At 68.2% G+C, this 14,252-nt stretch carries 14 protein-coding genes; 6 read left to right on the top strand and 8 right to left on the bottom strand.

Annotated features, from left to right (window positions below):
• From ispF to AX709_RS02180, 3 genes are all read left to right on the top strand, one after another.
• Window positions 1-447, top strand: a 447-nt coding sequence (gene ispF / locus AX709_RS02190) for a 2-C-methyl-D-erythritol 2,4-cyclodiphosphate synthase (protein WP_082731581.1), incomplete at its 5' end; no start/stop codon positions are given.
• 4 nt (window positions 448-451) lie between these two features.
• Window positions 452-994, top strand: coding sequence for a hypothetical protein (locus tag AX709_RS02185; protein WP_066684647.1), 543 nt, complete (start codon window positions 452-454; stop codon window positions 992-994).
• Window positions 991-1,512: a CinA family protein gene (locus tag AX709_RS02180; RefSeq protein ID WP_066546320.1), complete on the top strand. Its 522-nt coding sequence runs from the start codon at window positions 991-993 to the stop codon at window positions 1,510-1,512. Before AX709_RS02185 ends, AX709_RS02180 begins: the two co-directional genes overlap by 4 nt.
• Here AX709_RS02180 and AX709_RS02175 read toward each other — a convergent pair.
• Complete coding sequence (locus tag AX709_RS02175) at window positions 1,458-1,934, bottom strand: type II toxin-antitoxin system RatA family toxin (protein WP_066479843.1); 477 nt, start codon at window positions 1,932-1,934, stop codon at window positions 1,458-1,460. The two genes, AX709_RS02180 and AX709_RS02175, sit on opposite strands and share 55 nt — an antisense overlap.
• A gap of 4 nt (window positions 1,935-1,938) precedes the next feature.
• A complete protein-coding gene (gene lipA, locus AX709_RS02170; protein WP_066479845.1) occupies window positions 1,939-2,880 on the bottom strand; it encodes a lipoyl synthase in 942 nt (313 codons plus the stop codon).
• 172 nt (window positions 2,881-3,052) lie between these two features.
• Here lipA and AX709_RS02165 point away from each other — a divergent pair, with 172 nt between their 5' ends.
• Window positions 3,053-3,685, top strand: a complete 633-nt coding sequence (locus tag AX709_RS02165; RefSeq protein WP_066479851.1) for a carbonic anhydrase — start codon at window positions 3,053-3,055, stop codon at window positions 3,683-3,685.
• 126 nt (window positions 3,686-3,811) lie between these two features.
• Here the strand turns inward: AX709_RS02165 and AX709_RS02160 are convergent, their stop codons facing one another.
• Together AX709_RS02160 and aspS are read right to left on the bottom strand one after the other, a co-directional pair.
• Complete coding sequence (locus AX709_RS02160) at window positions 3,812-4,588, bottom strand: polyphosphate kinase 2 family protein (RefSeq protein ID WP_066546317.1); 777 nt, start codon at window positions 4,586-4,588, stop codon at window positions 3,812-3,814.
• A 459-nt stretch (window positions 4,589-5,047) separates the two neighbouring features.
• Window positions 5,048-6,838, bottom strand: coding sequence for an aspartate--tRNA ligase (gene aspS / locus AX709_RS02155; protein WP_066546333.1), 1,791 nt, complete (start codon window positions 6,836-6,838; stop codon window positions 5,048-5,050).
• Window positions 6,839-6,955: 117 nt separating this feature from the next.
• Between aspS and rnd the strand changes: the two genes are divergently transcribed.
• Both rnd and AX709_RS02145 read left to right on the top strand, forming a co-directional pair.
• On the top strand, window positions 6,956-8,131 hold the full coding sequence (rnd, locus tag AX709_RS02150) for a ribonuclease D (RefSeq protein WP_066479855.1): 1,176 nt from the start codon (window positions 6,956-6,958) through the stop codon (window positions 8,129-8,131).
• Window positions 8,128-8,424, top strand: a complete 297-nt coding sequence (locus AX709_RS02145; protein ID WP_066479856.1) for an I78 family peptidase inhibitor — start codon at window positions 8,128-8,130, stop codon at window positions 8,422-8,424. The genes rnd and AX709_RS02145 overlap by 4 nt, the downstream gene beginning before the upstream one ends.
• 174 nt (window positions 8,425-8,598) lie before the next feature.
• Here the strand turns inward: AX709_RS02145 and AX709_RS02140 are convergent, their stop codons facing one another.
• Genes AX709_RS02140 through AX709_RS02125 form a run of 4 tightly spaced genes read right to left on the bottom strand, consistent with a single transcriptional unit; the run spans window position 8,599 to window position 14,193 of the window.
• Entirely contained in the window at window positions 8,599-10,110 is a 1,512-nt protein-coding gene (locus tag AX709_RS02140; protein WP_066546314.1) for a Ppx/GppA family phosphatase, read from the bottom strand.
• A complete protein-coding gene (locus tag AX709_RS02135; protein ID WP_082731580.1) occupies window positions 10,107-12,356 on the bottom strand; it encodes an RNA degradosome polyphosphate kinase in 2,250 nt (749 codons plus the stop codon). The genes AX709_RS02140 and AX709_RS02135 overlap by 4 nt, the downstream gene beginning before the upstream one ends.
• A complete protein-coding gene (locus AX709_RS02130; protein WP_066546311.1) occupies window positions 12,293-12,931 on the bottom strand; it encodes a DnaA/Hda family protein in 639 nt (212 codons plus the stop codon). Before AX709_RS02130 ends, AX709_RS02135 begins: the two co-directional genes overlap by 64 nt.
• Window positions 12,928-14,193 carry a hypothetical protein gene (locus AX709_RS02125; RefSeq protein ID WP_066546308.1) on the bottom strand — a complete coding sequence of 422 codons (1,266 nt, stop codon included), beginning with the start codon at window positions 14,191-14,193 and terminating at the stop codon, window positions 12,928-12,930. Before AX709_RS02125 ends, AX709_RS02130 begins: the two co-directional genes overlap by 4 nt.
• Window positions 14,194-14,252 lie beyond the last annotated feature (59 nt).

Genomic DNA, 14,252 nt, shown 5'->3' with positions numbered 1-14,252 from the left:
GGCGAGGAGCTATGGCTCGGCGGCGTCCGCATCCCGCATCACAAGGGGCTGGCCGGGCACAGCGATGCCGATGTCGCGCTCCACGCGATCACCGATGCGCTGCTCGGCACGATCGCCGCCGGCGATATCGGCACGCACTTCCCGCCCAGCGACCCGCAATGGCGCGGCGCGGAGTCGGCGCAGTTCCTGACGCATGCCGCCGGGCTCGTCGCGGCGCAGGGCGGCATCATCGATTTCATCGACCTGACCCTGATCTGCGAAGCGCCGAAGATCGGGCCCCATCGCGACGCGATGCGCGAACGCATCGCCGGCTTGTTGCGGCTTGGCACCGGGCAGGTTAGCATCAAGGCGACGACGACCGAGCGCCTCGGCTTTACCGGACGGGGCGAAGGCATCGCGGCGCAGGCGATCGCGACCATCAGGCTTCCGGCGGAGAAAGTGGCGTGAACCCATGATGAGATCGACCGTGCTTCGATGGCTCGCCGCCGCGGCGCTGTTCGCAGCGAGCGGCGCGAACGCGCTCGCCGCCCAGCGCCAGGCGTCGCTGCCCTGCATCCCGTCTGCCGATGCGGAGGCGCTGTTCGTCTATGTCCTGCCCGATCTGGTGCGCGAAGTCGGCAATCGCTGCGCGTCGGCCCTGCCCGCTTCCGCCTATCTGCGCACCGGCACCGGCCGGCTGACCGCGCGCTACGCCGATGAGGGCGCGCGCACCTGGCCGGCGGCGCGCCGCGCGCTCGGCGCACTGGTCGGCGACGAGAACCTCGCATTCCTCGATTCGCAATTTGCCCGGCCGATGGTCGGCGCGCTCGCCGGGCCGCTGATCGCCGCGCGGGTCGATGTCGCCGATTGCCCGGTCATCGATCGCGCGCTGGCACTGGTCGAGCCGCTGCCGCCGCGCAACACCGCCGCGCTGCTCGTCCTGTTCGCCCAGATCGATGCGCGCGCGCAGAACAGCCGCACCCGCGCGCTCAACATCTGTCCGCTGCCGCGATGACCATCGACACGCTGCTGCCGCCCGAACTGGTCGCCGCCGCCCGCCGGGTGATCGAGGCGAACCGCACCGCCGGTCGCCGCATCGCGCTCGCCGAAAGCTGCACCGGTGGCCTGGTCGCCGCCGCGCTCACCGAGATTTCGGGCTCGTCCGACGTGCTGGAGGGCGGCTTCGTCACCTATTCCAACGTCGCCAAGATGGATTTGCTCAAGGTCAGCCTGGACGTGCTCGATACGTTCGGCGCGGTGTCGATCGCAACCGCGTGGAGCATGGCACAGGGCGCGCTGAAGGCGACGCGCGCCGACGTCGCGGTTGCGATCACCGGGGTCGCGGGTCCCGGCGGCGGCACGGAGAAGAAGCCGGTCGGCACGGTCGTCTTCGCGCGCGCTGAACGCGGCGGCGATCCGAAGGACGTAGTCGCCGACAGCAGGCTGTTTGAAAACAACGGTCGCGGCGGGATCCGGCTTCAGGCGGCGCTGTGTGCGCTCGATTTGCTGATGCCGCCGTCGGTCGCGCCATAAAGCGTCGCGGCGCGCGCCTCGAACGCGCCGATCATCTTGCGCAGCGCGCGGTCGAACACCTGGCCGGCCAGCATTTCGAACATCCGGTTCTTGAACGCGAAGTCGACGCAGAAATCGACCGCGCAGCCGCCCGCGCCGTCGGGCCGGAAGCGCCAGTCGTTGCGCAGATATTTGAGCGGCCCGTCGACATATTCGACATGCAGATGCTCGGGCCGCGACTTGGTGACCTTCGACGTGAAGGTCTCGCGCAATCCCTTGAAACCGACGATCATGTCGGCGACCATTTCGGTGTCGTTGTTCGACCGCACCCGGATCGCGCTGACCCAGGGCAGGAACTCGGCATAGCGACCGACATCGGCGACCATGTCGAACATCTGTTCGGGGGTGTAGGGCAAGACCCGCGTCTCGCTGTGCTTCGGCATCGCGTCAGGCCCTGGCGAGCTTCGCCTCGCGCGCGGCGCGCAGCCGTGCGAAATCGTCGCCGGCATGATAGCTCGACCGCGTCAGCGGCGACGATGCGACCAGCAGGAACCCCTTGGCCCGCGCGATCGCAGCAAAGGAATCGAACGCCTGGGGCGTCACGAAATCCATCACCTTGGCGTGGCGCGGCGTCGGCTGGAGATACTGGCCCATCGTCAGGAAATCGACATCGGCCGACCGCATGTCGTCCATCACCTGATGCACTTCCAGCCGCTGCTCGCCCAGGCCCAGCATGATGCCCGACTTGGTGAAGATCGACGGGTCGTGGCGCTTCACGCTCTCCAGCAGCCGCAGCGACGCATAATAGCGCGCGCCCGGGCGGATCGTCGGATAAAGCCGCGGCACGGTTTCGAGATTATGGTTATAGACGTCGGGCCGCGCCGCCACGATCGCCTCGACCGCGGCCTCGGCCTTGTTGCGGAAATCGGGGGTCAGGATCTCGATCGTCGTGCGCGGCGTGTTCCGCCGCAGCGCCTCGATCACCTTGACGAACTGGCTCGCGCCGCCATCCGGCAAATCGTCGCGGTCGACCGAGGTGATGACGATATGCTCAAGCCCCAGCTCGGCGGCGGCGACCGCGACATGCTCGGGCTCCAGCGGGTCGACCTTGCGCGGCATCCCCGTCTTGACGTTGCAGAAGGCGCAGGCGCGCGTGCACACATCGCCCAGGATCATCACCGTCGCGTGCTTCTTGGTCCAGCACTCGCCGATATTGGGGCAAGCCGCCTCCTCGCATACCGTCGCCAGGTTGAGCCGGCGCATCAGCTGGCGCGTCTCGGCAAAGCCGGTCGAGGTCGGTGCCTTGACGCGGATCCAGTCGGGCTTGCGCTGGCGCGGTTCGGACGCGGCCGGCGTGGCGGGACGAAGGACGGGGCTGGGATCGTTCATGGCCAGCGAGATAGCGATGCGCTCCGGCGCGCACAACCACCGCCCGCATCGCGGGCACGGGCGGACGCGGCGTCACGTAACAAATCATTGCTGGCCCGCCTCATGCGGATGCAATATGCCCGCAGGGTCGCTACTTCAACCGAGCGGATTTGACCGATCGAACGGAGTACCCATGACCGATTTCACCGACCTGCTCGATGGCTATCAGCGGTTCCGGACCGCGGATTATCGTCGCCAGCGCGAACGCTGGGAGACGCTGGCCGAGGGCCAGGCGCCCAAGCTGATGGTCATTGCCTGCTCCGACAGCCGCGTCGAGCCCGCGCAGATCTTCGACACGCTGCCCGGCGAGATTTTCGTCGTGCGCAACGTCGCCAATCTGGTTCCGCCGTTCGAGACGTCGCCGGGCCATCACGGCGTCTCGGCCGCGCTCGAATTTGCGGTGACCAAGCTGGAGGTCGAGGAAATCGTCGTCATGGGCCATGGCAAGTGCGGCGGCGCTCATGCCGCGCTGACCGGCATGTTCCATGATTCCGCCCCGGGCGAGGGCGGCTTCGTCCATGACTGGGTCAGCCTGCTCGACGATGCGCGTGCGCGGGTGCGCGCCAAGTTCGGCGACAGCCCGGAGGCCGCGCGCGAGATGGAGCTGGAAACCGTGCGCACCTCGATCGCCAATCTGCGCACCTTCCCCTTCATTCCCGAGCGCGAGGCGGCGGGCAAGCTCAAGCTTCACGGCGCCTTCTTCGCGATCAGCGACGGCGTGCTCCACGTAATGGGCCCCGACGGCGAGTTCCGCGCCGCGGCCTGATCTGCGTCAGCCGCCGGCCGCCTCGCCCAGCAGCAACGCGACGAGCAGGCCGAGCGCGGTCGCGATCAGCGCGCCTGAGACGACCGCCGCCAGGGTCATCACCATGGCGGGGCCACGCTCGCCGCGTCACTTCGCGGCGAGCGTGGCGCGCGCCATCGCCTCGAAATCGGGGTCGAGCGCCGACGGCGTCATCGACACCTTTGCTTCCAGCGCATCGGCGATCGCGGTCAGCGCCGCGATCCGTGCCGCCTTGCGGTCATTGCCGTCGATCACCGTCCAGGGCGCGACCTTGGTGTCGGTGCGCGCGAACATGTCGGCCATCGCGTCCAGATAGTCGGCGCGCCGCGCGCGGTTGCGATAATCCTCCGCGCCGGTCTTCCAGTGCTTCCACGGATCGTCCAGCCGCTCGGCAAATTCGCGGTCCTGCGTTTCCTGGGTGATGTGGATGAACAGCTTGACCAGGGTCACGCCGGCTTCGGCCTGCTGCGCCTCGAACGCGTTGATCTCGTCATAGCCGCGCTTCCACTCCGCCTTGGTCGCGAAACCCTCCACCCGCTCGACCAGTACCCGGCCGTACCAGGTTCGGTCGAACACGTTGATATCACCCGGCTGGGGCAGCTTGGTCCAGAAACGGTAGAGGAAATGCCGGCCCTTCTCCTCCGGCGTCGGCGCACCGATCGGATAGACCTCGAAATAGCGCGGGTCCCACAGCGACGTCAGCCGCTTGATGATCCCGCCCTTGCCCGCCGCATCCCATCCCTCGATCGCGATGATGGCGGCGCGCTTGTGACAGATATGCGCGACCTGGATGCGCTCCAGGCGTTCCTGCACATCCTTCAGTGCATCGGAATAGTCGCCCGCGAACGACGCGCCGCGTTCATAGTCGGAGAGCTTGATGGTCATGGGCGCGAGTGTGGCCGGCATGGACGGTCAGGGCAAGCGGCGGACTGCCAGCCGTTCTCAAAGCCTTCACCCCGTCCCTGTGCCGGGCTCCACCGCGCCATCAGAGCGTGATAACGTTGGAGTGACGCGCGCTCTGGCGATGTCCTAGTCATCCCTGCCTTGTGCCGAGATTCACGGACGAAATGTCACAACCTTCGGTACTGCGCGGCCCGGTGGACCCCGGCACAAGGCCGGGGTGACGATCCGAGAGTGGTAACAATGTGGAGGAGCGGGGCAGGTTTGGAAGGCCAGGACGAGCGCGACCCCGCCCCTTCCCTTCGTCACCCCGGCCTCGTGCCGGGGTCCACCGCGCCCATTGCACCAACGTTCGCTCGGCACGGCACCGTGAATGCCGGCATGAGACCGGCACGACGAATGAGCGAGCGTTGGCTCCGAACCGAACTAGCGTCCGAGCGCCCCTTACCCCTTCGCCGCTTCCACCAGCCGGATATTCAGCTCGCGCAGCTGCTTGGCGCTGACCGGGCCCGGTGCGCCCATCATCAGGTCTTCGGCCTTCTGGGTCATCGGGAAGGTGATGACTTCGCGGATATTCGGCTCGTCCGCCAGCAGCATGACGATGCGGTCGACGCCCGGCGCGGAGCCGCCGTGCGGCGGCGCGCCGAACTTGAAGGCGTTGATCATGCCCGCAAAATTCGTGTCGACGTCCTCGCGGGTATAGCCGGCGATCTCGAACGCCTTGTACATGATCTCGGGCCGGTGATTCCGGATCGCGCCTGACGACAGCTCCACGCCGTTGCAGACGATGTCATACTGGTACGCCAGCACGTCGAGCGGATCCTTGGTCTCCAGCGCCTCCAGCTCGCCCTGCGGCATCGAGAACGGGTTGTGGCTGAAATCGACCTTTTTCGCGTCCTCGTCATATTCGAACATCGGGAAGTCGACGATCCAGCAGAATTCGAAGCGGCTGTCGTCGATCAGCTTCAGCTCCTCGGCCACGCGCGTGCGCGCCAGACCCGCCAGCTTCGCCGCCTGTGCCTCCTTGCCGGCGGCGAAGAACACGCCGTCATCGGGGCCGAGCCCCAGCGACTCGACCAGCTTCGCCGTCGCTTCCGCCCCGTGGTTCTTGGCGATCGGCCCGCCGGGCTCGCCACCTTTGATGTTGATATAGCCCAGCCCCGAAAAGCCTTCGGACTTGGCCCAGTTGTTCATGTCGTCGAAGAACTTCCGGCTGCCCGCGCCCGCACCGGGCGCCGGGATCGCTCGGATCACGCTGCCGCTGTCGACCAGCGACGCGAAGATACCGAAGCCCGAACCCCGGAAATGATCGGTCACGTCGACGATCTCGATCGGATTGCGCAGGTCAGGCTTGTCGTTGCCATATTTCAGCATCGATTCGCGGTACGGGATGCGGCGGAACGGCAGCGACGACACGGTGCGGCCCTTGCCCTGCCAGTCGGCAAATTCCTCGAACACGCCGTGCAGCACCGGCTCGATCGCTGCAAAAACATCGTCTTGCGTGACGAAGCTCATTTCGAAATCGAGCTGATAGAACTCGCCGGGCGACCGGTCGGCGCGCGCATCCTCGTCGCGGAAGCACGGCGCGATCTGGAAATAGCGGTCGAAGCCGGCGACCATCAGCAGCTGCTTGAACATCTGCGGCGCCTGGGGCAGCGCATAGAACTTCCCCGGATGGACGCGGCTGGGGACCAGATAGTCGCGCGCGCCCTCGGGCGACGACGCGGTCAGGATCGGCGTCTGGAACTCGGTAAAGCCCTGGTCGATCATCCGGCGGCGCAGCGAAGCGATCACCTGCGCGCGCAGCATGATGTTGGCGTGGACCTTCTCGCGCCGCAGATCGAGATAGCGATAGCGCAGCCGGATATCCTCGGGATATTCCGCCTCGCCCGCGACCGGCATCGGCAGCTCGTGCGCCGCCGACTGGACGGTCACCCCGCGCGCGAACACCTCGATCTCGCCGGTCGGCAGGTTCGGGTTGATCGTCGCGTCGGACCGCTTCTTGACCACGCCGTCGATGGTGACGACCGACTCCGTGCGTACCGATTCCAGTATCGGCAACGCGGGTGAATCGCTGTCCGCGACGATCTGGGTAATGCCGTAATGATCGCGCAGGTCGATGAACAGCACGCCGCCATGGTCGCGCTTGCGGTGGACCCAGCCCGACAGTCGGACGGTCTCGCCGACCTGGGCGGCGGTCAGCTGGGCGCAGTGATGGGTGCGATAGGCGTGCATGACGTTGCGGTCTCTAGTTTCGCGGCGCGGCCCCGCGCCGCCGGTGAAAATGCGAGCCGCGCGAATCCGCGCCGCGCCACCCTTTGTCAAGCGGCGCGACATCGCTATGGAAGGAAGATGCATATTCACGGCCTGATCGAGGACAGCGCAACCCTCGCCAATCTCTGCACCCGGCTTGCCCAATCGCCCTTCATCACGGTCGATACGGAGTTCATGCGCGAAAACACCTACTGGCCCGAGCTGTGCCTGATCCAGGTCGCCGACGCCAATGAGGCCGCGGCGATCGACCCGATGGCACCGGGCATCGATCTGACCCCGCTGCTCGAGCTGCTGACCGACAATGAGGACGTGCTGAAGGTCTTTCACGCCGGCGGCCAGGATATCGAAATCGTCGTGAACCTGACCGGCAAGACGCCCCATCCGGTGTTCGACACCCAGATCGCAGCGATGGCGCTGGGGCAAGGCGAGCAGGTCGGCTATTCCAACCTGGTCGATGCCTGGCTGGGCGTGTCGATCGACAAGGGCGCGCGCTTCACCGACTGGAGCCGCCGTCCGCTCGACAAGCGCCAGATCGACTATGCGATCGCCGACGTCACGCATCTGTCCGCCATCTTCCCCAAGATGCTCGAACGGCTGCGCAAGACCGGGCGCGGCAACTGGCTGGACGAGGAGATGGAGCGCACCGCGGATCCCGCCAATTACGTGACCGACCCCGACGACGCGTGGCAACGCATCCGCATCAACAGCCGCAAGCCCGACGTGCTCGGGCGGCTGAAGGCGCTGGCCCGCTGGCGCGAGGTCGAAGCGCGGGGCAAGAACCTGCCGCGCGGCCGCATCGTGAAGGACGAGACGATCGCCGACCTGGCGGGCAATCCGCCGCGCAGCCAAAGCGACCTGACGCGGGTGCGCGGGTTGTCGGCCAGCTGGGGGTCGAACGACATCGGCGCGCGGCTGATGGCGGCACTCGCCGCCGCGACGCCGATGCGCGCCGACGAACTGCCCGCGCGCGACGACCGCAAGCCCTCGCTCGGGCGCGAAGGATCGCTGGTCGCCGACCTGCTCAAGCTGCTGCTCAAGATTCGCGCGCGCGAGCTGGACGTCGCCGCGCGGCTGCTCGCCCGCTCCGACGATCTGGAGGCGCTGGCGGCGGGCCAGCGCCAGGGCCTGTCGATCCTGGAGGGCTGGCGCTTCGAGCAGTTCGGCCGCGACGCGCTCGCGCTGGTCGAGGGTCAGCTCGCCTTCGCGGTGCGCAATGGCAAGCTCAAGATGACGCGAACGGAGGAAAAGGCATGATCGCGAAGCCGCCCCTGCTGCTTGCCCTCATGATGGCCGGATGCGCCGCCCCTGGCGGTACCGCGCCCCCGCCGCCCGTCGCCGACGCGGGCGAGTGCGACGCGGCGCCGGTGCAGGACCTGATCGGGCGGCCCGCCACCGCCGCGCTCGGGCTCGACGCCCGCGACCGCAGCGGTGCGCGCACGCTGCGCTGGATCCAGCCCGGAATGGCAGTGACGATGGACTATCGTCAGGATCGGCTCAACATCGACGTCGACGAAAAGAATGTCGTGACCCGCCTCGCCTGCGGGTGAGCAGGAACTGCACGTCTAGCCCCACCGTTACGGTCTTCGCCGTCACCCCGGCACGAGGACGGGGTGAAGATCGGGAAAAGGGCTACGCGGGCCTCCCACCCGTCATGCCGGACTTGATCGGGCATCCACACGCAACGGCGGCCGCAACGAACGCGCACCACCGCGCCCGGAGCTTCAACCCAGCCGCGCCTCCAGCCCGCACAGCGCCGCCAGCGCGCGATGGCGGCGTTCGACCGCTTCGCCATAGAGAATCGCGTCGGCAGGCTCGGTGCGCAGCAGCAACCGGCGATCCTCCACCGCCAGCCGTGTGCGCTGGAGCGGCCCGGCCACCCCGCCCGACAGCCGCTGGCCCAGCCGCATCGCCAGCCCCCAGCGACACGCCAGCTCGAGCGATTCATAGTCGGCAAGCCGCATCAGCGGATCGGGCGACGCGATGCCGCCGCCCAGACAGGTGAACAGCGCCTGCGCGATCATCGCGCGGCCGAAGCCGTCTATCGCCACCCAGTTGCCATGTAGCGCGATCTCGACACCGCGCTCGGCGCGGAACTCGGGATTGGCGCGCCAGCCGACATCGGCGAGCAGGCACGCGGCATGGCGCAGCCGCGCCAGCTCGGGCGCCTCGTCGGCAAACAGCGGCGCAATCCACTGGTCGAGCAGGTCGCCATGCTCGGCAAAGCGGCCCAGCCGCGCGCCCTCGTCGCGCGCCGCGACGATCAACGGGTCCTGCGCCCGCTCGACCCCGCTCAGTTGCTCATAAAGCAGCCCCTCGCGCAGCCCGAAGGCGGAGACGATCGTGGTCCGTGACTGGAGGTGGCGGATCAGCTTCGCCAGCAGCGACGCGGCGTCGCTCAGCGTCGGGATGCGCCCGCCCGACAGGTTGGGCACCGCCTTCAGCTTGCCCTTGGACAGATGACCGAGCGTGCGGATCAGCCGCGCGATCGTCGCGGGCGGCATCTCATACTGGTGCATCACCGGCAGCGGATAGCCGGTCAGGTGCATGTCGAGCCGCGCCAGCGCCCGCCACGACCCCCCGACCAGATAGAGCGGAAGGCCCGCGCCCTTGCCCGCCCAGCCGGTTTCGCCGATCAGCTCGCGCACCCGCCGGTCGAGCGCGCCCTTGCCCGTCGCGCGGATCCCGCTGACCCGCAGCACGCCGAGCGGAAACGACGCGCGTTCGTGCAGCTCGCCGTCGCGGACCCGCACCAGCTCCAAACTGCCGCCGCCCAGGTCGCCGACAATGCCGTCGGCGTCGGGCACGGCGGACAACAACCCGAGTCCCGCGCCGATCGCCTCGGCCTCGCCCGACAGCAATTCGACCTTCAGCCCCAGTCGCGCCGCCGCCGCAATGAGTTCGGCGCCGTTGCTCGCGTCGCGCACCGCGGCAGTGGCGACGGTGCGCAGCCGCGACACCTCCATCTCGCGGGCGACCCACGCGAACCGGGCGAGCGCGACCTCCGCCGCCGCCAGCGCATCCGCATCAATCGCGCCGGTGGCATTCAGGCTGCGGCCCAGCCCCGCCATCACCTTTTCGTTGAAGAGGATCGCGGGCAGCCGCGCCGGCCCCTGATAGACGACGAGGCGGATCGAGTTCGACCCGATGTCGATGATCGCGACGCGCTCGCTCGCCCGGTCCCCGCCCCGGAGCCGCGCCGCCTGGCGACCGCGGCTGAGCAATAGCGAGGTCATTCCGCCGCTTCGCTCGCGCCCGCGCCGCCGCGCCGGCGCAGCGACAGCTTTTTCGGCATCGATTCGGCGCTCGCCAGCGCCGCGCCGCGTCCCGACAACGACGGGTTGGTCATGAAATAGCGATGCAGGTTGAACGGCCGCGCGCCGGCTTCCAGCCGCTCATACTCGCCGTCCGGGTGCAGCACCCAGCTTTGCTCGGTGTCGATCAGGTTGGCGACCATCACCTGGTCGAGCACCTGGTCGTGGACCGTCGGCGTCGTGATGGGCAGCATATATTCGACGCGCCGGTCGAAATTGCGCTGCATCCAGTCGGCGGACGAAATGTAGACCCGCGCAGCATTGTGGGGCAGCGCCTTGCCGTCGGCGAAGCACCAGATGCGGCTGTGTTCCAGGAAACGGCCGACCACCGACTTGACGCGGATATGGTCGGACAGGCCGGCGACCCCGGGGCGCAGGCAGCAGATGCCCCGCACGATCAGGTCGATCTCCACCCCCGCGCTGCTTGCCTCGTACAGCTTCTCGATGATCGCGGGATCGACCAGCGAGTTCATCTTGGCCCAGATTTCCGCCGGGCGGCCGGCGCGGGCATGCGCGATTTCGGCGTCGATCAGCTCGACGAGCCGCTGGCGCAAGCCGCCGGGCGAGATCGACAGCAGCTCCAGCCGCGTCGGTTCGACATAGCCGGTGATGTAGTTGAACAGTTGCGCCGCGTCGCGCCCCAGGCACGGATTGGCGGTGAAGAAGCTGAGGTCGGTATAGATGCGCGCGGTGACGGGATGGTAATTGCCCGTCCCGAAATGACAGTAGGTGCGATAGCAATTCTCTTCGCGCCGCACGACCATCGACACCTTGGCATGCGTCTTCCAGTCGATGAAGCCATAGACGACCTGGACGCCCGCGCGCTCCAGCGCGTCGGCCCACAACAGATTCTGCTCCTCGTCGAAACGCGCCTTCAATTCGACGACCGCGGTGACCGACTTGCCGTTCTCGGCGGCGGCGATCAGCGCCTGGATGACCGCCGACTGCTTGCCCGCGCGATACAGCGTCTGCTTGATCGCGACCACGTCGGGATCGTTCGCGGCCTGTTTCAGGAACGCCAGGACGACGTCGAAACTCTCATAGGGGTGGTGGACGATGATGTCCTTGGCGCGGATCGCGGCGAAGCAGTCGCCGCCATATTCGCGGATGCGCTCGGGAAAGCGCGGGCTGAACGGCGTGAACTTCAGGTCGGGGCGATCCTCGTCGACCAGCATGCTCAGGTCCCCGATGCCCAGGAACCCGCCCGTTTCGGTCAGCAGCGCCTCGCTCCCGCCCAATTCCTCGAGCAGGATCGCCTCGAGCTCCGCGCTGATCCCGGTTTCCATCTCCAGCCGGATGACGCGCCCGCGCCGCCGCCTTTTGATCGCGGTGCGGAAATAAAGGACGAGGTCTTCGGCCTCTTCCTCGACCTCGATGTCGCTGTCGCGCAGCACGCGGAACGTCGCCGCGCCCTGGACGTCGTAACCGGGGAACAGCAGTCTGGAAAAATGCTTGATCAGCGTCTCGACGGTGACATAGCGCGCCGCCGCGCCAGGCAGGCGGACAAAGCGCGGCATGGTCGGCGGCAACAGCACCAGCTCGCGCACTGGCTCGCGGTCGCTGCGCCGCACCAGGTCGAAGATCACGCTCGACCCCTTGTTGGGGATGAACGGGAACGGGTGCGCCGGATCGAGCGCCTGCGGGGTCAGGATCGGAAAGATCTGCTCGCGGAAATGGGTTTGCAGCCATACCGCGGTCTCGTCGTCGATCTCGTGGCGGTCGAGCACGGCAATGCCGTTCACCGCCAGCTGGACGCGCAGGTCGCGCCACAATTCCTGCTGCGCGTCGACCAGCTCGCCGGCATCCTCGACGATCGCGTTGAGCTGCTGGGTGGGTGTCAGCCCGTCGACCGATTTCTGTTCGACATTCTGTAGCTGCTGGCCCTTCAGGCCCGCGACGCGGACCATGAAGAACTCGTCCAGATTGGATGCCGAAATCGACAGGAAGCGCAGCCGTTCGAGCAATGGGTGCGCCAGGTTGGACGCCTCCTCCAGCACGCGGCGGTTGAACGCCAGCCACGACAGCTCGCGGTTGAAATAACGCGTGTCGGGCGCGGCGATCGGCGACAGCACCGACGGGGTCGCGGACTTGGCGGCGCGGTCGGTCACAATTTCTCCGTTTCCTCCATTGTCGGTTCGTCGATCAGCAGCCCGGCGGCGTCGAGCCATTCGCGTGCCCGCTGAACCGACAGGCGACGGCGGTCACGACTGCGCGCCTCGGTTTCGAGCAGGTCGACGACTCGCTCTATGGCGACATAGCTGCGTTCGATGCGCCCGGCGAGCCACGCCGCGACGTCGGGCCGCGAATAGAGCGCACGCGCGTCCAGCCCGCGCTGGATCAGCTGGATGATCAACGCATCATCGGGTGGCGCGATCCGCTCAACAGGGGTCGCCGCGATGCGCGAACGCAGGTCGGGCAGCGCGATGGGCCATTCGGGCGGCGGCACGTCGGCGATGATCAGCAGCGGCCGGCGCTCGGCCTGGGCGTGGTTCCATGCGTGGAACAGCGTTTCCTCGTCCTGGCGCTCGGCATCGTCGATCACCCGCCCGCCCGATCGCGCGGCAAAGATGCGCCCCAGCAGGCTGCGGCCCGACTTGCGCGGCCCGGTCAGCAGCGCCGCCGCCACCGGCCACGCGCCCCAATGTTCGATGTGGTGCACCGCGCGCGCATTGGCTTCGCTGACGATGAACTGGCCCTCTTGCGCGCCAGCCACGGGGCCGAGCGGCAGGTTGAGCTGGTTCATTCGTTCGTCGCGTTTTGCGGGGCGTCCCCCGCGCCTGCGGCCGGTGCGGCGGGCGCGGGCGAGGCCCCACGCCGGATCCGCAGCGTCCCCGGCCCTTCCTGCACCTGCCAGCCGCGCGCCTCAAGCGCCGCGCGCAGGGCGGCGATCGACCCGTCATAGGTGACGCGCATCACCGAAATCCCGCCGAGCGCCAGGCTGGACGTCAATGCGGACCGGACCCCAGGCACCGCCGCCAGCGCGGACTCTGTGCCGGTGACCGCACCGGCGCTGGGCGAATCGAACTGAACGTTGATGATCGCGCCGCCGGTCGTCGCGGTCGGCACCACCGGCAGGTCGTCGACCTCGATCGCGGCGGGATCGACCTCGTCCTCGGGCGATGGCGGCCGCACCGCGAGCAGCGCGTCGGGGCGCAGCCGGCCGCGGCGCAGCGCGTCCTGATAGGCCGCATCGATACGCCGCACCCCCTCGTCGAGCAGCGCGGGCAGCGCGTCGGCATTGTCGACGCGCAGCGTGAAGCGGGTGAGGATGCGGTTGTCGGGACCGAAACCCGCGATGAACTCGCCGACCACCGGCCCGGCGGGCCATTGGCGATAGAGGTGGACCTGCGGAATCAGCACATCGTCCGCGCCATATTGGTCCAGGATCGTGCGCCACCACCCCCGGCCACGCCGGCCGATCTGTCCCACGTCGAACAGCAACGGGTCGGGGCCCGTGCCGGTCAGCCGCACATAGTCGATTGCGCTGTTGCTCGTGCGGAACCGGGCCCAGGCGCGCGTCCATTCGGTTTCGCGCTCGAACACCGTGCCGGTGCCGCCCGACCATTCGACCGGCATCAGCACCAGCGGGGCCGACCGCGCAAAGCGTGCCGCGACACCCAGGATCGCGGCGGCGCGGTTGCGGTCGAACAGGACGCCCAGCCGCGCGATATAGCGGTTGGGTCCGATCTGTTCGTTCTCGATGATGATGCCGCTGACCAGGCCGTCGATGGCGCCCTCGGGCAGCGCGACCTCGCTGCCACGCAGCCGGCGCGACAATTGGGTCCAGGCGCGGCGCTCCGCCAGCTTCCACCCCGCCAGCCGCGCGGCCTCCGCATTCGGGCCGGCGACGTCGACGCGCACCCCGCCCACCTCGAAACTGCCCGATGCCGATACCGGCGCGGCCGCCGGCGCCGCACCCTGCTGCGCGGCGACGATCCCGCCGCCGGCCATGGCACAGGCCGCCAGCGCGGCGATCAACAGGCGGTGGGAACCGACGCGAACCATTTCGGGGGTCTTTTGGCGAAGCGGGCGTGGAAATCCAAGCCCGAACTGGCTAGTCGGTC

This window comes from Sphingomonas sp. CCH15-F11, from assembly GCF_001557005.1.
Classification (GTDB): Bacteria; Pseudomonadota; Alphaproteobacteria; order Sphingomonadales; family Sphingomonadaceae; genus Sphingomonas.
This window is presented reverse-complemented; position numbering and strand designations above follow the sequence as displayed.